The organism is Acidimicrobiia bacterium, assembly GCA_016650365.1.
Classification (GTDB): Bacteria; Actinomycetota; Acidimicrobiia; order Spongiisociales; family JAENVV01; genus JAENVV01.
Genome location: JAENVV010000129.1, coordinates 1 through 22642 on the forward strand (window position 1 = coordinate 1; position 22642 = coordinate 22642).

25 protein-coding genes are annotated in these 22642 nt (G+C 60.8%); 24 read left to right on the forward strand and 1 reads right to left on the reverse strand.

Annotated elements, in window-relative coordinates:
- Positions 1–133: 133 nt before the first annotated feature.
- The 24 genes from pyrF (at position 134) to JJE47_07700 (ending at position 20775) form a co-directional block, all read left to right on the forward strand.
- Positions 134–871: an orotidine-5'-phosphate decarboxylase gene (gene pyrF, locus JJE47_07585; protein MBK5267281.1), complete on the forward strand. Its 738-nt coding sequence runs from the start codon at positions 134–136 to the stop codon at positions 869–871.
- Between the two features lie 3 nt (positions 872–874).
- Entirely contained in the window at positions 875–1186 is a 312-nt protein-coding gene (locus tag JJE47_07590) for an integration host factor (protein ID MBK5267282.1), read from the forward strand.
- Positions 1187–1193: 7 nt separating this feature from the next.
- A complete protein-coding gene (gene gmk / locus JJE47_07595; GenBank protein MBK5267283.1) occupies positions 1194–1760 on the forward strand; it encodes a guanylate kinase in 567 nt (188 codons plus the stop codon).
- Positions 1757–1990 (forward strand): DNA-directed RNA polymerase subunit omega, encoded by a 234-nt coding sequence (gene rpoZ, locus JJE47_07600; protein MBK5267284.1) that lies wholly within the window; start codon positions 1757–1759, stop codon positions 1988–1990. The genes gmk and rpoZ overlap by 4 nt, the downstream gene beginning before the upstream one ends.
- 4 nt (positions 1991–1994) lie before the next feature.
- A complete protein-coding gene (gene coaBC, locus JJE47_07605) occupies positions 1995–3194 on the forward strand; it encodes a bifunctional phosphopantothenoylcysteine decarboxylase/phosphopantothenate--cysteine ligase CoaBC (protein ID MBK5267285.1) in 1200 nt (399 codons plus the stop codon).
- 26 nt (positions 3195–3220) lie between these two features.
- Positions 3221–4378 (forward strand): methionine adenosyltransferase, encoded by a 1158-nt coding sequence (locus tag JJE47_07610; protein ID MBK5267286.1) that lies wholly within the window; start codon positions 3221–3223, stop codon positions 4376–4378.
- A gap of 71 nt (positions 4379–4449) precedes the next feature.
- Positions 4450–6126: a hypothetical protein gene (locus tag JJE47_07615; protein ID MBK5267287.1), complete on the forward strand. Its 1677-nt coding sequence runs from the start codon at positions 4450–4452 to the stop codon at positions 6124–6126.
- 23 nt (positions 6127–6149) lie between these two features.
- Positions 6150–6686, forward strand: a complete 537-nt coding sequence (def, locus tag JJE47_07620; GenBank protein MBK5267288.1) for a peptide deformylase — start codon at positions 6150–6152, stop codon at positions 6684–6686.
- Positions 6687–6691: 5 nt separating this feature from the next.
- Positions 6692–7606, forward strand: a complete 915-nt coding sequence (locus tag JJE47_07625; GenBank protein MBK5267289.1) for a methionyl-tRNA formyltransferase — start codon at positions 6692–6694, stop codon at positions 7604–7606.
- Positions 7603–8808 carry a methyltransferase domain-containing protein gene (locus JJE47_07630; protein ID MBK5267290.1) on the forward strand — a complete coding sequence of 402 codons (1206 nt, stop codon included), beginning with the start codon at positions 7603–7605 and terminating at the stop codon, positions 8806–8808. The genes JJE47_07625 and JJE47_07630 overlap by 4 nt, the downstream gene beginning before the upstream one ends.
- Before the next feature lie 12 nt (positions 8809–8820).
- Positions 8821–9477, forward strand: coding sequence for a ribulose-phosphate 3-epimerase (gene rpe, locus JJE47_07635; GenBank protein ID MBK5267291.1), 657 nt, complete (start codon positions 8821–8823; stop codon positions 9475–9477).
- The gene (locus JJE47_07640) at positions 9478–10416 is read left to right on the forward strand and encodes a response regulator (protein ID MBK5267292.1); all 939 of its coding nucleotides are present in this window, start codon (positions 9478–9480) and stop codon (positions 10414–10416) included.
- 32 nt (positions 10417–10448) lie between these two features.
- A complete protein-coding gene (ribD, locus tag JJE47_07645; GenBank protein ID MBK5267293.1) occupies positions 10449–11489 on the forward strand; it encodes a bifunctional diaminohydroxyphosphoribosylaminopyrimidine deaminase/5-amino-6-(5-phosphoribosylamino)uracil reductase RibD in 1041 nt (346 codons plus the stop codon).
- Entirely contained in the window at positions 11489–12082 is a 594-nt protein-coding gene (locus JJE47_07650) for a riboflavin synthase (protein MBK5267294.1), read from the forward strand. The genes ribD and JJE47_07650 overlap by 1 nt, the downstream gene beginning before the upstream one ends.
- Positions 12079–13290, forward strand: coding sequence for a bifunctional 3,4-dihydroxy-2-butanone-4-phosphate synthase/GTP cyclohydrolase II (locus tag JJE47_07655; protein MBK5267295.1), 1212 nt, complete (start codon positions 12079–12081; stop codon positions 13288–13290). Before JJE47_07650 ends, JJE47_07655 begins: the two co-directional genes overlap by 4 nt.
- The gene (ribH, locus tag JJE47_07660; GenBank protein MBK5267296.1) at positions 13287–13715 is read left to right on the forward strand and encodes a 6,7-dimethyl-8-ribityllumazine synthase; all 429 of its coding nucleotides are present in this window, start codon (positions 13287–13289) and stop codon (positions 13713–13715) included. Before JJE47_07655 ends, ribH begins: the two co-directional genes overlap by 4 nt.
- Before the next feature lie 278 nt (positions 13716–13993).
- Positions 13994–14581 (forward strand): translation initiation factor IF-3, encoded by a 588-nt coding sequence (locus tag JJE47_07665; GenBank protein ID MBK5267297.1) that lies wholly within the window; start codon positions 13994–13996, stop codon positions 14579–14581.
- 16 nt (positions 14582–14597) lie between these two features.
- Positions 14598–14792, forward strand: coding sequence for a 50S ribosomal protein L35 (rpmI, locus tag JJE47_07670; protein MBK5267298.1), 195 nt, complete (start codon positions 14598–14600; stop codon positions 14790–14792).
- 8 nt (positions 14793–14800) lie between these two features.
- Positions 14801–15154, forward strand: a complete 354-nt coding sequence (rplT, locus tag JJE47_07675) for a 50S ribosomal protein L20 (protein ID MBK5267299.1) — start codon at positions 14801–14803, stop codon at positions 15152–15154.
- Positions 15155–15269: 115 nt separating this feature from the next.
- A complete protein-coding gene (locus tag JJE47_07680) occupies positions 15270–15920 on the forward strand; it encodes an RNA methyltransferase (protein ID MBK5267300.1) in 651 nt (216 codons plus the stop codon).
- A gap of 13 nt (positions 15921–15933) precedes the next feature.
- The gene (pheS, locus tag JJE47_07685) at positions 15934–16968 is read left to right on the forward strand and encodes a phenylalanine--tRNA ligase subunit alpha (protein MBK5267301.1); all 1035 of its coding nucleotides are present in this window, start codon (positions 15934–15936) and stop codon (positions 16966–16968) included.
- Positions 16965–19349 (forward strand): phenylalanine--tRNA ligase subunit beta, encoded by a 2385-nt coding sequence (locus tag JJE47_07690; GenBank protein MBK5267302.1) that lies wholly within the window; start codon positions 16965–16967, stop codon positions 19347–19349. Before pheS ends, JJE47_07690 begins: the two co-directional genes overlap by 4 nt.
- Positions 19349–20236, forward strand: a complete 888-nt coding sequence (argF, locus tag JJE47_07695; protein MBK5267303.1) for an ornithine carbamoyltransferase — start codon at positions 19349–19351, stop codon at positions 20234–20236. The genes JJE47_07690 and argF overlap by 1 nt, the downstream gene beginning before the upstream one ends.
- Positions 20236–20775, forward strand: coding sequence for a DNA-3-methyladenine glycosylase (locus tag JJE47_07700; protein MBK5267304.1), 540 nt, complete (start codon positions 20236–20238; stop codon positions 20773–20775). Before argF ends, JJE47_07700 begins: the two co-directional genes overlap by 1 nt.
- On the opposite strand, the gene JJE47_07705 is transcribed toward JJE47_07700, so the two are convergent.
- A partial coding sequence (locus tag JJE47_07705) for a PASTA domain-containing protein (GenBank protein ID MBK5267305.1) occupies positions 20765–22642 on the reverse strand: 1878 nt, incomplete at its 5' end. The genes JJE47_07700 and JJE47_07705 overlap by 11 nt on opposite strands.

Sequence of the window (22642 nt, forward strand, 5' to 3'; positions counted from 1 at the left end):
GCGCCCATGCCGTCGGGATCGGTACGGCCCACTTTGGTTCGCCCAAGATCGGGAGGAGAGTGCTTACGCAGATGGAGCGATGGTGTGAACGACACGAGGTTAAAGACGTTCGGGACTTGATTGGAGTTGCCGCGTGACGTCTCCGATTCTCGTGGCCCTTGACCTTGATTCAGCCGAGGAAGCCGTTCGACTGGCGGCTGCCCTCGAGCCGGCCGTCGGGGGCTTCAAGATCGGATTGGAGCTGCTTATGGGTCCCGGTCCCGGAACGATAGGTGCGCTGGTACGCCTCGGAAAGCCGGTCTTTGTCGACGCCAAACTCCACGACATTCCGACCACGGTCCACCGGGCGGCCCGCCAGATCGGCCGGGCAGGCGCTCGCTGGGTCACGGTCCATGCATCGGGAGGGGCTGCCCAGCTGGAAGCGGCCGCCGAGGGTCTGGCAGAAGGGGCCGGAGACGGCCAGGCCGGGGTGTTGGCGGTCACGGTGCTGACCAGTCTCACCGACACCGACCTTTCCATGACCGGCGTGGTTGGAACGCCGGGCAAACAGTCCTCGCGCCTTGCCAAGCTGGCCGCCGCCCATGGGGCAGAAGGCGTGATCTGCTCGGTGAAGGAGCTCGGCGTCATCGCCAGTGTGGCCCCGTCGCTCCTGCGAGTGACACCAGGCATCCGTCCGCAAGGAATCGATGCCGACGATCAGAAGCGGGTCGCAACTCCGCAAGAGGCGATTTCGCGAGGGGCCGATTGGCTGGTTATCGGAAGGGCGATCACCAGGGCTGCCGATCCCCGTCGAGCTGCCGAGTTGATCAATGAATCGTTGCAGACTGATGCGGTCGTGTACGCTCGTAGCCACTTGGATCGGGAGGAATAGGCGATGGCCCCACCAGAAATGACTCAGGAACAACGCCAGGCCGCACTGGCGAAGGCTGGTGAGGTTCGTAGGGTTCGTGCTGAGACGAAAGAGCTTCTCAAAATGGGCTCGCTCAGCTTCAGCGAGCTACTGGCCAAAGCCGACGAAGACGATATGTACGCCGGCATGAAGATCGCATCGGTTCTTCCCTCCCTCCCCGGAATGGGAAAGGTCAAGGCGAAGCGATTGATGGAAGAACTCCAGATTGCTGACAACCGGCGCCTACGCGGGCTTGGCGACCGGCAGCGTGAGGCGCTCCTCGAGCGGCTCGCATAGCGCCCAGATGTCCGGAGTCCTCTTGGTTATCTCGGGACCTTCCGGAGTTGGCAAAAGTACAGTTGTTGCCGAGATTCGTGAACGCCGTAAGTTCCATTTCTCTGTGTCGGTAACCACTCGACATCGACGGTCCGACGAATCGGAAGATGTCGATTATCACTTCATCGACCCTGACCGATTTCAAGAGATGATCGGAAACGGTGAGCTCCTCGAATGGGCCGAATATGCCGGGAAGTACTACGGGACCCCGCGCGGGCCCGTGGTAAAAGCCCTGCAAGCGGGCAACGATGTCCTTCTTGACATAGAGAATCACGGTGCGATGCAGGTCCGTCATTCTTGGCCAGAAGCGCTGTTGATCTTTATTGCGCCACCCTCACAAGCTGAACTCGAGCGGCGGCTCCGCAGTCGGGGTGACACGACCGAGCCAGACATCGCTGCTCGCCTGTCGGTCGCCGCCGAACAGGTGGAACAGGCGCGTGGTACCTACGACTACCTTGTGATCAATAGCGACGTCGATGCGGTAACCAACGAGATACTCGATATACTTGCCAAGCACGAACAAGGGACACAATGAGCGCTAATACCGCAATCGAAGAAGGTTTGCAGCTGGCCGGTGGCCGTTTCAACCTCGTCGTACTGGCTTCTCGCCGGGCCCGCCAGATCAATGCCTACTACAACGAGTTGGGTGGCGGCATCGGCCACTACGTACCGCCGCAGGTTCATTCGTTGAGTCGGAAGCCGCTGACGATCTCGTTTGAAGAGATTGCTGCCGAAAAGGTTGTCTTCGACTACGACGAAGCCTAAAACTATGCAGGGCCGCCGGATCGTTCTCGGTGTGTCCGGCGGCGTTGCCGCATACAAGTCAGCCTATCTCGCTCGTCGGCTCCTTGAACAAGGGGCCGATGTTCGCGTGGTCATGACCAAGAGTGCCCAACAGTTCGTTGGTGCCCAAACCTTTGCAGCGATAACCAAACAGGCAGTTCTTGTTGATCTCTTCGGCGGAATCAGTCCCCACACCGAATTGGGCCAATGGGCAGAGCTCATTGTCGTTGCTCCTGCGACTGCCCATTCCCTCGCCAAGATCGCCTACGGAATCAGTGGCGATGCCCTGGCATCAACGGTCCTGGCGTCCGAGGCACCGCTGTTGTTGGCCCCGGCCATGCACACCGAAATGTGGATGCATCCCGGGACTGTCCACACGATCGAACAACTCCGCCGGGCCGGTCACACACTGGTGGGTCCCGAATCCGGTGAATTGGCGGGCGGAGATGTCGGGTATGGCCGGATGGCCGAGCCAGAGGACATCGCCTTTGTCGCCAGCTGCCTGTTGTCTGATCAATCCCTGATCGGTAAACGGGTCGTGGTGACAGCCGGGGGAACTCGCGAGGCTATCGACCCGGTTCGGTATATCGGCAACCGATCATCCGGCAAGATGGGACACGCCATCGCCCAAGCGGCAGCCAGGTTGGGTGCCGGCGTAACCCTGATCACGACGTCGAGTTTGGCGACTCCGACGGTCATCGACCGGGTTCAGGTGGAGTCTGCCCTTGAGATGGCCGACGCCACCTGGCGGGCGGCGGCCGGAGCCGATTGCGTGATTCTGGCCGCCGCCGTGGCCGACTTCCGGCCGGTGTCGGTTGCCGACGTCAAGATGCGGAGGGCCGATGGGGCGCCAGAGATCAACCTCACCGAAACACCGAATGTATTGGCCGGGGTGGTGTCGATGGAGCCTAAACCGTTCGTCGTTGGATTCGCCGCCCAAACCGGGTCCCTCGAGGAAGCGAAGCGAAAGGCCCGGTCCTATGGCACGGATCTTCTCGTTGCCAACGATGTCTCGGCGCCTGAGCGGGGATTTGGGACCGATACCAACGAAGTGACCCTTATGTGGCCAGATGGAACCGAAGACGATTGGGACTTTTCCACAAAATCGGAGATTGCCGATCGGTTGATGGCGCTCGTCGCCACCCGGCTGCCTGCCATCGGCGGTGGCCGGGTAGTTGCCAACTGACGCGCCGAGCGTCGTATACTCGCTTCATGCGCCAATGGTATTTCACTTCAGAGTCGGTAACCGAAGGGCACCCCGACAAGGTAGCGGACCAGATTTCGGATGCCGTTCTCGATGCCGCTCTTTCAGTTGATCCAAATGCTCGGGTTGCCTGCGAAACGCTGGTGACTACCGGTCTCGTGGTCGTGGCAGGCGAACTCCGGGCGGCAACTGCGATCGATTTCGAAGGCCTGGCCCGTCAGACGATCCGCAACATCGGGTACACGGAAGACCCTCACTTCAGCGCCGACACGGTCGAAGTTCAAGTCGTGGCCCACACTCAGAGTCCCGATATCGAGATGGGGGTCGATCAAGGTGACCCCGAAAACGGTGAGCTCGGAGCCGGGGATCAAGGATTGATGTTTGGATATGCGGTCGACCAGACGCCTGAGCTGATGCCGTTGCCGATTTCTCTCGCTCATCGGTTGGCCGAGCGCCTCGCTCAGGTCCGCAAAGACGAGACGCTCGGGTATCTGCGCCCGGATGGCAAAACCCAGGTTACGGTCGAGTATGCCGACAAACGGCCGATCAGGGTTACCGACATCCTCATCTCCACCCAACACGATGAGAGCATCCAGTCCTCTCAGGAGATGTTTGATGACCTTTACCGTCATGTCATCATGCAGGTGATCCCGGAGGATCTGCTCGATGAACCGCGCATATTGATCAATCCGACCGGCCGATTCGTTACTGGAGGACCCCACGGTGACACCGGCCTGACCGGCCGTAAGATCATCGTGGATACCTATGGCGGGTACGCCCGGCACGGAGGTGGAGCCTTCTCCGGGAAAGACGCCTCCAAGGTCGATCGATCCGCCGCCTACGGAGCCCGTAATGCCGCCAAGACAGTGGTGGCTGCCGGTCTGGCGACCGAGTGCGAGATTCAGGTGTCATACGCCATTGGCCGTTCAGAGCCGTTCTCGCTGCTCGTCGACGCCCACGGGACGTCGGCCGTCAATCCGACCAAACTTGAGAGACTGGTCGCCGACTTCTTTGACTTTCGGCCCTCTGCCATCATCGACCGTCTGAAGTTGACCCAGCCAGGATTTCTGCAAACCGCCGCCTACGGGCACTTCGGTCGACCCGGATTCACCTGGGAACTGACCGATGCGGCCGATGAGCTAGCCAGGGCAGCGGCAGCACTCTGAGAGCGCTTGTCGTCCCGGCGGTTGCTTCATTCGCGGTCGACAAGGGATTCCGATATGCCCTGGCGGATCATGTGCTCCAGGTCGGTTCGCTCGTACGGGTACCACTTTCGGGCCGACGAGTTCGCGGGTACGTGGTTGGCCTCGAGGATGCAGATCCCGCCGGACTGAAGCCAGTGCTGGCGCTTTCCAGCCCGATACGACTCTTCGATGAGCGCTCTCTTGAGTCGGTGCGTTGGGCGGCCGCTCACTATGTGGCCCCCTTGGCGACCCTGCTTGCCCGTACGACTCCGCCGAATCTTCCCAAGGCACCTCCCGAAAAGCACTACCAGGGGATTGAAACACCCAATACCGTCCTGAGTGAGATCGAGGCGGCAGCCACTTCTGGCCGACGGTCGCCCGGGTGGTTCGTGCTCGGCGGGGGACTCGACAACCTGACGCTATTGGCCGCCGCGGTAGCAGCCACCGGCCGGTCCGTACTCTTGGCTGTACCAACGGCTGCAGAAGTGCGATCGATATCGCAGCGAATCGAGCTGATCGCCCCGGACCGACTGATCTCGGTGAGTCCGGATATGTCCGACGCATCGGTAACTACGGCTTGGTCGCGTATGGCGACTCGCCCCGGCTCGATCGTGGTTGGAACGGAACGTATCGCGTTGTGGCCGATCGCCAACCTGGGGTTGGCCATAGTCGTGGATGAGGGTCGACGATCACACAAGGCTCGCCAGACGCCCACCCTTCACACGCGGGATGTGCTGAGAGCCCGTTCACGCGTGGAGGGGTTTGCGTTCGTCATGACGGGAGTCGCGCCGACGACCGAGGCGATGGCGGCCGGGGTCCGGACGGTGCGGCCCGATCAGCAACGCTTGTGGTCAGCGGTGGAAGTGGTCGATCGGACGGAGGAACCGCCAGGCGGGGGCCTTATTTCGAGTCGCGTTCGAGTGGCTATCGCCGGGACGGCCAACCGTCAACGATCTGTCTTTGTTCTCGTTGGCCGGAAGGGATACGCGCCGGCGTTTCGATGTGTGGCTTGCAAGGCGCTCCGTCGCTGTGACGGTTGCGGGGCGGCCACCAACCAGGCCGGGACGTGTCAGCGGTGCGGGCGGGATCTCGGGCCGTGTTCGACGTGTGGGCGGAGACGTTTTGAACCGCTCGGAGCCGGAATCGGGCGTATCGTCGACGAAGTTGGCCGCTTCGCTCAATCAGTTGGTGCGGCGGGCAGCGGGAATACGATAACGGTCGGGACCGAACGGGACCTTGTTGGGATCTCTGAGGTAGGTCTCGGGGTGGTGGTCGATGCCGATGGCATGATTTTCGGGACCAACTACCGAGCCCAGGAAGATGCACTCCGGTTGTTCGCCCGGTTGGGCAGCAACGTGAGCCGTGAAAACGGTAGTCGCCTTGTGTTACAGACATCCCAACCGTCACATCCGATTTTCGGTGCCCTGCGGCGGGCGGACCCGCTGCCGTTTTTGGAACAAGAACTGGTCGGGCGATCGCAACTGGGCTACCCGCCATACGGAGAACTCATCGTCATTGAGGTTGGTGGCCCGCCGTCCTGGGCGGCTGAGCGGATTCGGTCAGAGATCCCTGCCATGGTGCTCGGTCCTGCCGATGCCGGAAGTCGAACCAGATGGTTGATACAGGGTGATGACTTGAGCAAGGCGCGCCAGGTTCTGCGGGGCATCGTCGGGGAGATGCGAGATGCCGGGGCAAATGTGCGTGTAGATGTCGATCCGATCGACCTATGACGGCGACTATCCTCCCTGTCGCTGTGGCAATTTATCCAATTCGAACTTTCGGTGATCCAGTCTTGAGGCTGTCGTGCGCGCCCGTCACGGAGATTGACGGGCAACTCGCCACGCTGGTGGCGGACATGACCGAGACCATGTACGACGCGCCCGGGGTGGGCCTGGCCGCTCCCCAGATTGGCGTGGCTCGCCGGGTGGTGGTGTTCGACGCCGGCTTCGGGCCGAAAGAGTTGATCAACCCGGTGTTTGTCGATGTCTCCGAAACCGGAGAGCAGCCCCCGATGGACGAGTACGAACCTGACGAGTTGTGGCTCTTTGACGAGGGGTGCTTGTCGGTCCCCGGGTACTTCTGGCCCATCGAACGCCCGGCCTTTGCCTGGGCCAGGGGTCTGGATCTTGACGGGAACGAGGTCGAATACGCCGGAGATGACCTGCTTGGTCGGGTACTCCAACACGAAGTCGACCATCTCAATGGAGTCCTTCTGCTCGAGCGTCTCGATCGGGCCACCAGAAAGCAAGCCCTTCGCGATCTCCGCAACGACGCCCTTGAACTCGGATAGGTCGGATGCGAACGGTCTTCTTTGGAACGCCAGATGCGGCGATTCCCTCGCTGCACGCCCTGGCTGAGACCTCACAGGTACTCGGGGTGATAACCCGCCCCGACGCCGCCAGAGGAAGGTCCAAGAAGCTCATCCCATCGTCAGTTGCTACGGCGGCCGGCGAACTGGCGATCCCGGTTTTCAAGCCGGCGCGGCGAACCGAGATCTATGACATCCTCACGGGCCTCGGGTCGCTTGATGTAGGAGTCGTCGTTGCCTACGGCATGATTCTTCCTGAGGAAGTACTCGTTTATCCGGCTGCTGGATTGGTGAATGTTCACTTCTCGTTGCTTCCGCAATGGCGCGGGGCTGCCCCGGTTGAGCGAGCCATCCTGGCTGGTGATACCAACACCGGAGTGTCGATCATGGCGATGGACCCCGGCCTCGATACCGGTGCCATTATTGCGTCCGAGGTCGCCCTAATCACCGACACGGAGTCTGCCGGCGAGCTCACCGCCCGATTGGCCGAGGTCGGGGCTCGTCTTGTCAGCAAGACCTTGCTTGCCTGGACGGACGGCCGGATCCAGGCGGTCCCACAGGATGATTCCCGCGCCAGCTACGCGTCCAAGCTGACGACCGCGGAGAGCCGACTCAGTTTTACGGAACCCTCCGCAGCATTCGTGCGAAAGGTTCGGGCTTTTCAACCGAGGCCAGGCGCCCACGCCTATCTGGGAGATGATCGTTTCAAGGTCATAGACGCCAAGCTTGCCGACGGGCCGCCGCTGTCACCCGGCCACCTGTTCTTTCATGATGGCCAACTGTGGGTTGGGGCGGCGGACGGCGCGGTTCTTCTGCTGAGCGTTCAGCCGGCTGGCAAACCAGCGATGGATGCCGCCGCCTGGGCACGCGGTCATCAGGCTGATATCGGCCGGCTCACATGAATCGGTCGCTGGCGGCTCAGATAGTTGGCCGGGTGATGCGATCGGGCGCCTACTCGAATGTGCTCGTTCAATCAGAGACGAGGGATCTGGAGGCACGTGACGCGGGCCACGTGAGGTTTCTCGTCTTCGGGACCCTCCGGCACTTGGTTCGCGTCGACAGGGTTATCAGGGGATATTCAAAGCGTCCCCGGATCGATCCCAACGTCCTTGACGTACTCAGGGTGGGGGCATTCGAATTGCTCGAAACGGATTCGCCTCCTCACGCGGTGGTCAACGATGCCGTCGAGGCGGCCGGCACCATCGGCGGTCCGAAGGCCAAAGGTTTTGTCAATGGTCTCCTCCGATCTATCGAACGATTCGGCGATCCGGCTCCTGGAGATCGAGTCGAGATATTCGGATTCGACCCCGAGGTTCTACAGATGCTTGATGAAGCCTGGGGCGAAGATGTCACCGGATCGTTCATGGCAGCGTCTCTTGAGCCGGCGGCTACGGTCGCCCGGCGTCGCCACGACCGTGTACCGGTTGGCGACCTGCAGGCTGTTTCAGATGTGCCGGGAGCCTATCTGGTTGGTACGGATATGGACCCCGCCGACTGGGCGATTCAAGATGCTGCTTCGATTGTGGTGGGGTCATCGGTTGTGCTCGAAGGACAGGGCCCGATTCTCGACATGGCGGCTGCCCCCGGTGGCAAAGCGCTTCATCTGTTCGACCGGTTGGAGGATCCGGGTCGGCTGATATTGGCTGATGCGCATCCGCGGCGCATCGATCGGGCACGAAAGCGTTTGCGTAAATCGGGATGGGAGGGGACCTGGGTCCTGGCAGACGGTCGGAAGTCTCCTTTTGCAGACCATTCCTTCGACTCGGTGTTACTTGACGCTCCCTGTACCGGGCTCGGGACGCTTCGGAGACGCCCCGAAATAAAACTCCGCGTGAATTCAGTCGATGTCAGGCGGATGGCGGCGATTCAAGCGGCCATGATCCAGGAGGCCGTGCGGATCACCCGGCCGGGCGGAACGGTTCTGTACTCGGTTTGCACCGTTACCGCTGCCGAAACAATCGACCAGGTTTCGGATCTGCCAGCCCGCTCGCCAGACAACGTGCCGGGCATCCGCTGGGGGAATGGCACGCTGCTCGGCCCCCACCTGACAGGTACCGACGGCATGTTCGTCAGTTGCATCGACGTGCCTGATCACGTTTCCTAATACACTCACATCATGACCATCAAGATCGCACCTTCCATTCTCGCTGCCGACTTCGCCCGGCTCGGTGAAGAGATCAGTCGAATCGCCGACCATGTGGAGATGCTTCATATCGATGTCATGGATGGCCACTTTGTTCCAAACTTGTCGCTTGGGTATCCCGTGATCGCCTCAATTCGGAAGGTCACCGACCTCTATTTCGATTGTCACATGATGACAAGCAACCCCGACCTGTATATAGACAATCTTGTGGAGGCGGGCGGCAACCTCTTGTCGGTTCACATAGAAGTATTCCCCGATCCGTCCGCCGTGCATCGCAAGGCGATCGATTCGGGTCTGGACTTTGGACTTGTCGTCAACCCCCAAACGCCCATCGAGGCGGTAGAGCCGTTTGTCGAGGTATGCAGCCAGGTTCTCGTCATGTCGGTCGAGCCCGGTTTTGGAGGCCAATCGTTCATGCCAGAGGTCCTCTCGAAGGCCGAACAGTGTCGGACGCTCATCGACCATCGGGGCCTCAATGTCGATCTTCAGATCGACGGAGGTGTTACCGTCGACACGGCGCCTCAGGCGCGCAGCGCCGGGGTGAACGTGTTCGTCGCCGGATCAGCCATATTTGGATCCGTTGACCCGGTAGCTGCGGTGGCTGCGCTGCGCAAAGCGATTGGGGGATAGGTGGCCACCAAACCGAAGGTACTGATCGCTGACGACGATCCCGATATCCAGCAGTTCGTTCGCGTGAATCTGGAACTCGAAGGCTTCGAGGTCCAGACGGTTGGCAACGGAAGAGAAGCTGTCGAAAGGATCCTGACCGATCCTGCCGACGTGTTGCTGCTCGACATCATGATGCCCGAGATGGACGGCCTGACCGTCCTGCGTCGATTACGTCTGCATCCCGCGGCCGCCAACACCTCGATCATCTTGATGACGGCCAAGGCGGTCACCGAGGACCGGATTCGGGGCCTCGAGCTGGGCGCTGACGACTACATCACCAAGCCATTCGATGTCGGCGAGTTGGTCGCCAGGGTCAAGGCGGTCGTGCGTCGCACTCAGGCACTGAGAGACGTTTCCCCGCTTACCGGCCTCCCCGGAAACTTCCGGATCTCAGCGACGCTTGACGAGCGGATCGGGCACCCTGACGAACTACTGGCGATTGCCTGGGTCGATCTCGACAACTTCAAGGCGTTCAACGACCACTACGGATTTATGCGCGGCGACGAAGTCATCAAGTACACGGCCCACGTGTTGCTGGAGGCGGCCGCCGCGATCGACGACGAATCGGCGTTCACCGGACACATCGGCGGTGACGACTTCGTCGCGTGCTTCGATGGCAATAAGGCCCTGCTGTATTGCGAGACGGTTGTCCGACTGTTCGACGAGGGGGCCCTTGACTACTACGACCTCGAAGATGCGTTGCGCGGCTACGTCGAGGTGACCGACCGTCGAGGCGATCGACACGCGTTTCCGCTCGTTACCGTTTCGATCGGAGTGGTGACCAACATCCACCGACCGATCACTTCGCAATGGGAGGCATCCGCGGTGGCGGTCGAGATGAAGGAGTTCGCCAAGCGTCAGATCGGATCCTCCTTCGAAATCGACCGGAGGTCGTCGTAGCGGCTATCCCGCCGCTGGCTAGCCTGTGGCCGATGGAACACATGGTTCGGGCCCTTGAACTGGCCAGCCGCCAGAGACCGCATCCCAATCCCCGGGTCGGGGCGGTAATTGTCAACGCGCAAGGCGAGGTCATTGGAGAGGGTGCCCATGTCGCCCCGGGATCCGACCACGCCGAAATCGTGGCACTCAAATCCGCCAGCGCCGATGTCGCCGGGTCGACCATCTATGTGACTCTCGAACCGTGTTCCCATCACGGACGGACCCCGCCATGTGCCGATGCACTTATAGCTGCGGGGGTTTCCAAGGTGGTCGTGGCTGCGATCGATCCGGACACGAACGTGGCCGGTAGCGGGGTTGCCCGCCTGGAGGCGGCAGGAATCGAGGTGGTCACCGGTGTGAAGGCCGACGAATCCGAAGCGATGGATCCTGGCTATTTTCACCACCGGAGGCTCGGCCGAAGCCGGATCACGTTGAAGATGGCCCTGACCCTCGATGGGAATGCCGCGGCGGCCGACGGGACGAGTCAATGGATAACCGGAGATCTGGCCCGGCAGGACTCCCACCGGCTACGGGCTGAATCCGATGCGGTCCTGGTGGGCTCTGGCACGGTGATTGCCGACGATCCGTTGCTCGATGTGCGAATGGTCGACGGTCGCCAACCCCGTCCTGTCATTGTGGCGGGGCGTACTCCGCTCCCGCTCGACGCCAGGATCTGGGGACGAAACCCGTTGGTGGTGGCCGAATCGGGTTACCAGGGACCCGGAGAACATGTGCCCGTCGCGACCGACGGGGACGGACGGGTCGACGTAGCTGTGCTGGCCCGTCGACTGGGCGAACTCGGCATGCTCGATGTGATGGTCGAGGGTGGCCCTCACCTGGCGAGATCGCTGTTCTCCGCCGGACTCGTCGACAGGGTGGTCATCTACTATGGGGCGAAATTGGCAGGCGGATCGGGAAGAAATGCCTTCGCGGGTTCGTTCGCGACCCTGACGGATGCCCTCGACATGCGCACCAAGTCAGTAGAGCTTCTTGGCGATGACATCCGGGTCGAGCTGCTGCCGAGAGGAACTTGATGTTTACTGGAATAGTGGAAGCGATCGGCGTCGTGACTGCGGTCGCCGTCGATACGGCGGGGATGCGCCTAACGGTTGAAGCGCCGCAGCTCGCTCCCTGGCTGAAAATCGGCGATTCGATCGCGGTCAACGGGACGTGTCTAACCGCCGTCGAACTCACGGAGACGTCGTTTTCGGTCGATGCGGTATTGGAAACCTTGGCCAAGACCAATACCGGCGATTTGTCCGCCGGTTCTCAGGTCAATCTTGAACGGCCCATGAAGGCCGACGGACGATTCGACGGCCACATCGTGCAAGGCCATGTCGATGGAGTCGGTACGGTGACTGGATTGGATCCAGAGGGTGACGGCAAACGGTTCAGCATCACCGTCGACGACGGTCTCAAACGGTATATCGTCGACAAAGGAAGCGTAACGGTCGATGGAGTCAGCCTGACGGTGGCAGCCAACACGGGCGAGGGTTTTCAGATTGCGCTCATACCGCATACTCTGGAGGCAACAATCCTTGGTCGCCGACAGGTCGGTGACCGGGTAAACATCGAGATAGACGTAATCGCCAAATACGTGGAACGTCTCATGGGAGACCGTACATGACTACTGCCAGCATCACTGAAGCCATCGAAGCGATCGCCAACGGCGAGTTTGTGGTGGTGGTCGACGATGAAGATCGGGAAAACGAGGGCGATCTGATCATCGCCGGAGACGCCATGACACCGGAAAAGATGGGTTTCATGGTCCGGTACACCTCGGGCGTGATCTGCTTGGCCGCAGAAGGCACCCGTCTTGATGAATTGCATCTTCCACCGATGGTGACCCACAACACCGAGTCCTTGCGGACTGCGTTCACCATTTCGATCGATTCCACTCACGGGACCACGACGGGTATCTCGGCTGCTGACCGCTCTGCAACCGTCCGGGCGTTTTGCGATCCGACCACCTCAGAACACGATTTTAATCGCCCTGGTCATGTATTCCCTCTGCGGTACCACCCCGGGGGCGTCCTGCGCAGGGCCGGCCACACCGAGGCCGCGGTTGACCTCGCCCGGCTGGCGAATCGATATCCGGCGGGAGTGCTGTGTGAAATGGTCCAGGACGACGGGTCGGTCATGCGGCTGCCAGAGCTGGAACGGTTCGCCAAAGAGCACGAACTCAAGCTCATTACGATCGCCGACCTCATTTCCTACCGTCGAGCCAACGAGCGGGTGGTTCGCAGGATGTCCGAAGCCCGGATCCCAACCGAATACGGCGATTTTCGTGCCGTTGGTTACGAGAGCCTGGTGGACGGACGAGAGCATGTCGCTCTCGTGATGGGCGATGTCGCCGGCAAAAAGGATGTCCTCACCCGGGTCCATTCGGAATGCCTTACCGGAGATGTATTCGGGTCAAAACGATGTGACTGTGGCTACCAACTCGATGACGCCCTCCGACTCATCGCCGAGGAGGGTACGGGAGTGCTTTTGTACATTCGAGGGCACGAAGGGCGCGGGATAGGACTTATGCACAAACTTCAGGCCTACGCGCTGCAGGATCAGGGTCGCGACACGGTCGAGGCCAATATTGACCTCGGTTTTCCGCCGGACGCTCGTGACTATGGGGTGGGTGCGGAAATTCTGACGGATCTTGGTCTGACAACCCTCCGCCTCATGACCAACAATCCGATCAAACGAGCCGGGATCGAGGGCTATGGACTTTCGATCAGTGAACGGGTTCCCCTCCAGACGGCCCCCACGCTTGAGAACCGGTCCTATCTCGAAACCAAGGCTGCCAAACTTGGCCACGATCTGACGTTCGATTCAGAATGAAACCGGTGCGGGTGGCCGTCGTTACTGCCGAATTCAACGGGGACGTCACTGCTGCTCTGCGCGATGGAGCCTTGGCCGCCCTGCGCGACGCCGGGGTGAAGGAAGTCGTTGATGTTGCGGTCGCAGGAGCGCTTGAACTGCCGGTCCTCGCCAGGGTGCTGGCTGCCACGTGTGACGCGGTCATCGCCATCGGTGCGGTTATCGAGGGGGAGACGGATCATTACGTCCATGTCTGCACTCAGACGTCCGCCGGCCTCATGCAAGTGAGCGTCGAAACCGGAGTCCCGATCGGTAACGCTGTCCTGACGGTCCGAACCTATGAGCACGCCAGAGAACGAAGTCTGCCCGGTCCAGGGAACAAGGGTGCGGAAGCAGTGCAGGCGGCCCTCCAGGCGGTAGCCGCCATCCGTTCACTGTCGGATTGACCTGACCGGTTGGCGTCGGCCACATTGACACGTAGTGGCCACCCCGTATACTGACCCGACAATCGATACGAAAGTGGAGGCTGCTGCTTCCCACCCGGCCACCCAACTCACCGAGTTCTAGTGCGCCGAGGTATGACGATGACGCTGCCTTATGGTGGCGTGTCCGTGAACGCAGCATCTCGTGCTGCGTTTCTGTTGTTAAGAACGAAAACCGACCAGACCCCGGGAGGGCACAGATCGCCGACCTACGCATCAACGGGAATATCCGCGCCAAAGAGGTGCTGGTTATTGCCCCGGATGGATCCCAGATCGGAACAAAGAAAATCGAAGAGGCCATTTGGCTCGCCGACCAGTTAGGGCTTGACCTCGTAGAGGTCGCACCCGAAGCGCGGCCGCCAGTATGCAAGATCATGGACTTCGGTAAGCACAAATACGAACAGTCGGTTCGTGATCGGGAAGCTCGCAAGAAGCAAACCCGAACCGTCATCAAAGAAATTCGGCTCAAACCGAGAATTGGTGATCACGACTACACGATGTTCCTGAATCGCTCACTGAAGTTCTTGTCAGAAGGTGACAAACTCAAGGTCACCGTGCGATTTCGTGGCCGTGAGAACGAACGGCCCGAATTGGGACTGAACCTTATCGGCCGGTTGGTCGGGGATCTGGGCGACTACGTGACGCTGGAACAGCACCCCGCCAAAGACGGTAGGTCGATGACTGCGGTTCTCGCCCCAACGGCATTGGCCAAGACGATTGTCATCCACCACAAATCAGATCCGATAGAGGATTCTGAAGACACATCAGATCCGATAATGGACTCTGAAGACGCTGTCTCGGATGAGATAGACGACACCGAGTCAGAATAAGAAAGGAGCTGAGCACATGCCAAAAATGAAAACTCATAAGGGCACTGCGAAGCGCTTCAAGACAACTGGTACCGGCAAATTACGCCGTCGCCAAGCAGGCAAGCAGCATTTGCGCTTGGCCAAGGGCAAGGACCGATATCGTCGTCTCGACGGTGAAACCGGGGTTGCCAGCGGCGATGCAAAGCGTATGAAGAAGTTGCTGGGACAGTAGGAGGAATCATGGCTCGAGTTAAACGCGCCGTACACGCCCGCAAAAAGCACCGGAAGGTGATGGAGCGGGCCAGCGGCTATCGAGGTGCAAAAAGTCGTCGGTATCGCACCGCCAATGAGCAGGTCATGCACGCCATGCAGGACTCTTACGACCATCGTAAAGACCGTAAGGGTGACTTTCGTCGGCTGTGGATTACCCGCATCAACGCGGCCGCTCGTCAAAATGGTACGACCTACAGTCAGATGATGGCCGGTCTCAAAGCCGCCGAAGTCGAGGTTGATCGCAAGATGCTTGCTGAGATGGCCGTGAACGACCCGCAGGCCTTCACTCACCTGGCCAAGGTTGCCACCAGCCAGAAGTAACTCGCTGGAGCCGGTCCGCTCATCACGCAACAAGAGGGTGGTTGAAGCGGTCCGGCTTCGTCGCGCCTCGGCTCGTAGGGAGGCCGGCAAGACGCTCGTCGAGGGACCCCATTTGGTGGCCGATTTAGTCCGTTTTGGCGTACTGATCGACACCATTTTCGCCCACCCTCACGATGACGAAGCTGCCGACCTTGCCGAGCAAGCGGACGCGGAACTCGTACTCGTCGAGGAATCGATACTGCGCCGCATCGCCGATACGGAGAACCCGCGGGGCCCGGTTGCCATCATTGCCATTCCACCTTCGATTCAAGCCACCGGATCAGTGGTCGTTCTGTGGGATCTGGCCGACCCCGGCAACGCAGGGACCATCGTTCGTAGCGCGGCGGCCTTTGGGTTCGGTGTCATAGTCGCCGGCCAGAGCGTCGACATATGGGCGCCTAAGACGATCCGGGCGGGCGGAGGTGGACACTTCGCGACGGCGGTAGAAGTGGCACCGAGTCTGACCGTTGATGATCTCAGAAGCCGTGGGTACGCCACCGTTGCGACTGTCGGGGTCGGGGGGGACGGACCCGAGTCGATCCCGAGCGGCCGAGTAGCCATCCTCATCGGGAACGAGGCGCATGGTCTCGCCGACGAAATCGTGAGTCAAGCCGACCATCGCTTCACCATCCCGATGCCTGGCGGCACCGAGTCCCTCAATGCAGCTGCGGCAGCCTCGATTGCCCTCTATGCAATTGAGAATCGCTCCTCGAAGGGTGGCCGCTAACCTGTTGCGTTCTATGGACGAACTCGAACAGGTAGCCAACGACGCGCCCGGTCTGGTCGGAGCGGTGGACTCGCTCGAAGGGTTGAAGGGTGTCGAAACCGAATTGATCGGCAAGAACTCCGTTATCGCGCGGATGCGACGCGGTTTGAGTGCCTTGGATCCCGACGATCGGCCGAGGGCCGGCGTCCGGATCAACGAGGTGTTTAGTGGGGTCCAGGTGGTTATCGCCGATCGTCGGCGGGCCCTTGAGATTGCCGAAGAGAACACCCTGCTGGTTTCCGATCGGGTGGACGTCACCGTGCCGAACCACCGGGTGACGCTTGGCACCGAGCATTTGTTGACAACAGTCATGGACGAGGTTTCTGACATCTTTGTCTCGCTCGGTTATCGAGTTGCCACCGGGCCGGAGGTCGAGACGGCCTGGTACAACTTTGATGCGCTGAACACCCCGTCCACGCACCCGGCTCGGGCCGAATCGGACACCCTGTACGTGGATTTTGGAGACCCGACCGACGAGATGCTTCTGCGAACTCACACCTCACCCGTCCAGGCGCGGTATATGCAAGATCACGAACCGCCCGTTCATGTGGTCGTACCGGGTCGGGTCTTTCGAGCGGACAGCCTCGACGCGACGCATTCTCCGGTTTTTCATCAGGTCGAGGGCCTGGTCGTCGACACCGATATCACGTTCGCCGACCTGAAGGGGACGCTCGAGTATTTCGCCAAGGCTTTCTTCGGTGACGGGCGGGTCATCAAGCTCATCCCGCATTTCTTTCCGTTTACCGAACCATCTGCCGAGATGCACGTGTCGTGTTTTGCTTGCGACGGCAGTGGTTGCCGGGTCTGCTCGAATTCCGGGTGGATTGAGCTTATGGGCTGCGGAATGGTCGATCCGAACGTGTTCGAAGCGGTTGGCTACGACCCATCCGCAGTGAGCGGTTTCGCCTTTGGGATGGGCGTTGAAAGGTTGGCCATGGTCCGGCACGGCATCACCCACATCAAACACTTCTTCGAAAACGATCTCCGGGTGTTGGGACAGTTTGTATGAAGGTTTCACTCTGCTGGCTCAGGGACTATGTCGACCTTCCAATCGGTGACCCTGCCGTTCTCGCAGACATCTTCGCCAATCTCGGCCATGAGGTCGAAGGTGTCGAGACCATCGAGCCCCAATTCACCGGGGTATTGGTCGGCAAGGTTCTCACGGTGCAAGCCCATCCCAACGCCGACAAGGTAAGACTCTGTTCGGTCGATACCGGTGACGGACCCACCGACATCGTCTGTGGTGCCTGGAATTTTGAAGCTGGTGCCACCGTGGCGGTGGCCGTACCCGGCGCCGTGCTGGGCGGGGATTTCACCATCACCAAGCGCGAGATCCGGGGGGTGGTGTCCAACGGCATGATCTGTTCATCCAAGGAGCTAGGACTCGGCGAAGATCAGGACGGAATTCTGGTTCTGGAGGACGGCCTGCCGATCGGGACACCGTTCGTGGACCATCTTGAGCTGCCCGATGTCGTGTTCGACCTGTCGATCACTCCGAACCGGCCCGATGCCATGTCGATGGTTGGACTGGCAAGGGAATTGGCTGCCCATTTCGATATGTCATACCGGACCCCTTCACCGGACCTAACCGTGACCAGCGGTCAGATCGACTTGCGGGTTGATATCGAGGATGACCGGTGTCGACGCTTCGTGGCACGGGAAGTTCGCGGAGTCCACGTCAGACCGGCCCCGCTCTGGATGGCCCAACGACTGGTGAAAGCCGGTGTGCGTTCGATTTCGAATATCGTCGACGTTTCGAACTACGTGATGCTTGAACTCGGTCAGCCGACCCATGCCTTCGACAGGGACAAAGTCGCCGACGGCCACATCGTCGTCCGTGCCGCCAACCCGCAAGAAACCCTGGTCACCCTTGATGGCGTCGAGCGTGAGCTGACTCCTGAGGATCTGCTGGTCGCTGATGTTCGGCAGGGGTCGTCGCTCGCAGGCACGATGGGAGGGTTGGAGTCGGAGGTGTCCGACGCCACTGTGAATGTCCTGATCGAGTGTGCTTCGTGGGACCCGCCAACGATCATGCGAATGAGTCGGCGGCACGGTCTGCGATCTGAGGCATCAGCCAGGTTCGAACGGGGGGTCGATCCAAACCTGCCGCTGTTGGCAGCAGATCGAATGGCCGAACTCATCGCGGCTCACGCCGGCGGCACCATCGTCGGAGGCGTCGTAGACAGCTACCCCGAACCAATCGAGCCGCTGACAGTGGTGTTACCGATCGATGAGGTGGACCGCATCCTGGGTGTGCCGATGTCGTCCGAACAGGTCACCGACCTCCTCGGCCGGTTGGAGTTTTCAGTCACCGGGGTCGATCCGCTCACCGTGGTCGTCCCAACGAACCGTCCTGACGTGACGCGGGCTATCGACCTGATCGAAGAGGTCGCCCGACTGTACGGTTTCGACAACTTTCCGAGTCGGGTCCCAACCGGTGGCGATGGGGGATTATCACCCGAACAACGGCGGTTACGAACATTGCGGCTCGTGGTGCGTGGGCACGGGTTTTCCGAAGCGCACACGTCAACGTTCACCGGGCATGCCGATTTGGCCGTGCTTGGGCTTCCCGAGGGGGACCGTCGACTCCAGGCCATCGAGGTCAAGAACCCGCTCCGAGAGGAGGAATCCCTCATGCGCACAACCCTGATGCCAGGGTTGCTGCAAAGTGCCCGGTTCAACCTGGCTCACGGTGCGGCGTCGGTGGGACTCTTCGAGATCGGCAAAGTGTTCTTCAACGAGGACTCCCCGGAACTCGGATTGGTACCTGATCAGCCGGAGGTATTGGCGTTTGTAGCCGTGGGCTCGGTTGGGTGGGCTGACCTTGCCGGGTTCGGACGCCCGGTCGACGTGTTCACCGGGATGGCTCTGTGGCGCACCATTGTTGGCCAATTGGGACTCGGCGAGTACCGCATCGCTCAAACGGAAATCGCTGGTCTCCATCCGGGACGGGGAGGCTATATCGAACTGCAAGGTGAGGTCATCGGCCACATTGGCGAGCTTCATCCGTCGGTGGCACGGTCCTTCGATCTCCCCGGGCGGGTTGTGGTAGGCGAGCTAGCTTTGGCCCCGATTGTCGCCGATCCGGGTCTGTGGGCCTTCGCCGAGCCCAGTGTCTTTCCTCCATCCGAGTTCGATCTGTCGTTCGAGGTCGCGGCGACCACCCCGGCCGCGTCCGTACTTGCCGAAGCAGTCCGAGCTTGTGGTGACTTGGTGGAAGTGGCAGATGTATTTGATGAGTTTCTGCGGGGCGAAACCAAGGCTGTCGGCATTCGCTTTCGCTTGCGGGCGGGCGAGCGGACCTTGACAGCCGACGATGTGACTGCAGCTCGCGAGAGAATCGTGGCGGCGGTGGCTGCGGCCGCCGGAGCCCGACTACGGGGTGCGTAATGATGGATTTTCTCGGAATCGCCGACAATTCCCCGGAACGGATCCGGCGTCTCGTCGATTTGGCTGCCGACGTGAAGGCGGATCCTGGACGTTTCGCCGGCCGCCTGTCCGGTAGATCCGTTGGCTTGTTTTTTATGAAACCATCTACCAGGACGAGAGTTTCGTCGGAAGTTGGGGCTTTTCAGCTCGGCGCCCATCCGGTCGTCCTTAGAAACGAGGAGGTTGGCATCGGGGGTCGAGAAACTGTCGAAGATGTAGGACGGGTACTCGATCGATACCTCGACGTCATTGCGATGCGGGTTTTCGAACACGGCCACCTGGAATCCATCGCCGCGGTGGCTGAGGCGCCGGTAGTCAATCTGTTGTCCGACACCGAGCATCCTTGTCAGGCAATTGCGGACCTGCTCACGATCATGGAGCATCGGCCTGGAGCGTCGCTTGCCTACGTCGGCGATGGCAACAACGTCTGCCATTCGCTGGTCGTTGGGGCCGCCATGATGGGCTCTCCGGTGCGCATTGCAACTCCGGCTGGTTACGGGCCTGACGAGCGATTTGTAGCTCTGGCCCGTACGTTCGGGGACGTCGTAATTACGAATGATCCGGCCGAGGCCGTTGGCGGGGTCGACTGCGTCTACACGGATGTTTGGACGTCCATGGGCAGTGAGGCAGAGACCGCCCAGCGTCTGGCGGCATTTGAGCACTTCACCGTGGATGAGCGTTTGTTCGGTAAAGCTGCCGAAGACGCCATTTTCATGCACTGCCTACCCGCCCACCGGGGAGAAGAGGTTTCCGGTCCGGTAATGGAGCACAACCGATCAAGGGTATTCGACCAGGCCGAGAATCGGTTGCATGCCTTCAAGGCAGTTTTGCTGGACATCTTGAGCTGATGGGCCGTTGGGACGGCCCGGCTCTCGTGGTGGCCCGGTCGCTCGTGGGTTCGGTGCTGACCACCGAAAGTGCCGTCGGTCGAACCAGCGTCCTGATCACCGAAGTTGAAGCGTACGGTGGTAGCGATGATCCGGCCAGTCATGCGTTTCGGGGCCGTACGCCCCGCAACGCCCCGATGTTCGGTCCGGGCGGGACCATCTATGTGTATCGGTCCTATGGACTGCATTGGTGTTTGAATATCGTCACCGGGGGAGTCGACGACCCCCAGGCGGTGTTGATCCGAGCCGGATTGCCTCGGGAGGGCCGGGAGCTCATGGAGCAGCGCCGGGGCCGAACCGATCACCTTGCCGACGGTCCCGGCAGGCTGACTACCGCACTCGGTATCGATAATGCCATTGACGGGATGCACCTCGAGGCTTTGGAGATCGTGTCGATTACCGGACCGAGGGTTCAAGCCGATTGTGAATGGAAACGGCGGGTGGGACTCACCCGGGCGGCCGATCGTCCCTGGCGCTGTGTGCTGATCGCTACGGGTTGATCCAGACGGTGACGGTGCCTTCGACGGCCCCTCCCTTGGCCGGATCTTGTTTCCAGATGACTCCAGGGCGGCGCTGCGCGTCGTCAGGGTTGGCTTCGGCCTCGATGATGACGTTGATTCCTACGCCGATCGGATCCATACGCGAATGCGCTTCTTCGATGGTGAATCCCAAAACGGACGGTAAGGCCGCATCGAAAGCGGGACCGGCCAGGGTCAGCTCGATATCCGAATTGAGCTGAGCCGGGAAACCAGGAGACGGGGACTGACCGAATACGGTCCCTTGCGGGAGACCGCCTCCGTCATCCCAGACAATGGTGACGAAAAACCCCAGGGCCTGAAGTGTCGAGGTCGCCTCGCCCAGGTCCATGCCGATGACGCTGGGGACGTCGGTTGCTCCCACATCGACGATGCCGGCCGGATTGTGGATGGGGCACACGGTGGTTGGTGCATCGCCGGCGGGGACGTTGATCGTCTGGATGAATTCACGGGGACAGAACGGGCCTGCGAGGAACCCGGTCGATGTATCGATGGTCACCCGTTGCATGCCCAGCGCATCAGGACTTGCCAGGCCGGTAACGCCGATACCCGTGAGGACCTGGGACGCAAAGGCCGCCCAGATCTCAGCCGGGTAGGAACCGCCGACCACGGTTATGGGCGTGTTGGGTGGTTCCATCGAGATTTGCCCCTGCGGGAAACCCACCCAAACAGCTGCCACCAGCTCGGGTGTGTAGCCAACGAACCAGGCGTCCCGATGGGCTTGTGATGTACCGGTCTTGCCGGCAATCGGGGGGCCGATTTGGGCTCGTTGGCCCGTGCCACGCCGGACGACCTCGCTCAACGCACCCGTCACCAGGCTGGCCGTGTCCTGACTCATCGCTTCGGTGATCACCGGCACCGGCTGGTAGAGGTTGACGCCCTTGTGGGTCTCGATGTGGGTTACGAGGGTTGGCTCTACATGGATGCCTCCGGCGGCAAAGGTCCCGTATGCCGAGGCCATGTCGAACACGCTTACTTCCTGGGCTCCGAGAGCGATGGCGTGGAAGGGTTCGAGTTTGCTCGTGATGCCGGCATTTTCGGCCATTTCAACGACTGACTCAGGACCTATCGCATTGACGAGTTGGGCGTAGATCACGTTCACAGAAAAGACAGTTGCCTCAAGAAGCGTCAGATCCGGCCAGTTCGATCCGGCATAGTTTTCAACCACCCACGGTCCGCTGGGGGTCTGGATGGTCACCGAACTCCCTCCGGCGAATTCGGTGCTGAGCGTCATACCCTGTTCAAGGGCTGCGGCGAGCACAAACGGCTTGAACGATGATCCGGCTTGGCGCCGGCCCTGGGTTGCGAGGTTGAACTGGGCAACGGGATCATCGGTTGCGTAGAAATCGGATCCGCCCACGATCGCCCGCACATACCCGGTGGACGGTTCGATGGCGACCAAAGCGGCCGAAGGACCGTTCTCTGGCAGGATTTCGGCCACACTCGCTTCGGCCACAGCCTGTATGGTTGGGTCGAGAGTCGTATAGATTCGGAGTCCGCCTCGAAATAGCGCCTGATACCGATCGGTGGCGGTCAGGCCCATCGCCGGGTCATCGAGGAGTTGTCGTTTTACCTCTTCCACGAAGTACGGATAGTTGGATTGGTCGGGTGGCTGCTTGGTTGCCAGGTGAAGGGCTTCGGCTCTGGCAGCCTCACCTTCGTCGGATGTGATCCACCCGAGTTCGATCATTTTGTCGAGGACCACGGAGCGGCGGTCTAGCGCGGCCTGCTGATTGAGTCGGGGATCGGTCGTGGACGGTGATTGGATGAAACCGGCCAACAGGGCGGCCTCGCCCAGGGTCACCTCGCTGATCGGCTTTCCGAAGTATCC

Excerpts from the sequence above, each read along its gene's own strand:
- JJE47_07590 (MBK5267282.1), top strand. The coding sequence starts at position 875 with ATGGCCCCACCAGAAATGACTCAGGAACAACGCCAGGCCGCACTGGCG.
- gmk (MBK5267283.1), top strand. The coding sequence starts at position 1,194 with ATGTCCGGAGTCCTCTTGGTTATCTCGGGACCTTCCGGAGTTGGCAAA.
- rpoZ (MBK5267284.1), top strand. The coding sequence starts at position 1,757 with ATGAGCGCTAATACCGCAATCGAAGAAGGTTTGCAGCTGGCCGGTGGC.
- coaBC (MBK5267285.1), top strand. The coding sequence starts at position 1,995 with ATGCAGGGCCGCCGGATCGTTCTCGGTGTGTCCGGCGGCGTTGCCGCA.
- JJE47_07610 (MBK5267286.1), top strand. The coding sequence starts at position 3,221 with ATGCGCCAATGGTATTTCACTTCAGAGTCGGTAACCGAAGGGCACCCC.
- JJE47_07625 (MBK5267289.1), top strand. The coding sequence starts at position 6,692 with ATGCGAACGGTCTTCTTTGGAACGCCAGATGCGGCGATTCCCTCGCTG.
- JJE47_07630 (MBK5267290.1), top strand. The coding sequence starts at position 7,603 with ATGAATCGGTCGCTGGCGGCTCAGATAGTTGGCCGGGTGATGCGATCG.
- rpe (MBK5267291.1), top strand. The coding sequence starts at position 8,821 with ATGACCATCAAGATCGCACCTTCCATTCTCGCTGCCGACTTCGCCCGG.
- ribD (MBK5267293.1), top strand. The coding sequence starts at position 10,449 with ATGGAACACATGGTTCGGGCCCTTGAACTGGCCAGCCGCCAGAGACCG.
- JJE47_07650 (MBK5267294.1), top strand. The coding sequence starts at position 11,489 with ATGTTTACTGGAATAGTGGAAGCGATCGGCGTCGTGACTGCGGTCGCC.
- JJE47_07655 (MBK5267295.1), top strand. The coding sequence starts at position 12,079 with ATGACTACTGCCAGCATCACTGAAGCCATCGAAGCGATCGCCAACGGC.
- ribH (MBK5267296.1), top strand. The coding sequence starts at position 13,287 with ATGAAACCGGTGCGGGTGGCCGTCGTTACTGCCGAATTCAACGGGGAC.
- rpmI (MBK5267298.1), top strand. The coding sequence starts at position 14,598 with ATGCCAAAAATGAAAACTCATAAGGGCACTGCGAAGCGCTTCAAGACA.
- rplT (MBK5267299.1), top strand. The coding sequence starts at position 14,801 with ATGGCTCGAGTTAAACGCGCCGTACACGCCCGCAAAAAGCACCGGAAG.
- pheS (MBK5267301.1), top strand. The coding sequence starts at position 15,934 with ATGGACGAACTCGAACAGGTAGCCAACGACGCGCCCGGTCTGGTCGGA.
- JJE47_07690 (MBK5267302.1), top strand. The coding sequence starts at position 16,965 with ATGAAGGTTTCACTCTGCTGGCTCAGGGACTATGTCGACCTTCCAATC.
- argF (MBK5267303.1), top strand. The coding sequence starts at position 19,349 with ATGATGGATTTTCTCGGAATCGCCGACAATTCCCCGGAACGGATCCGG.
- JJE47_07700 (MBK5267304.1), top strand. The coding sequence starts at position 20,236 with ATGGGCCGTTGGGACGGCCCGGCTCTCGTGGTGGCCCGGTCGCTCGTG.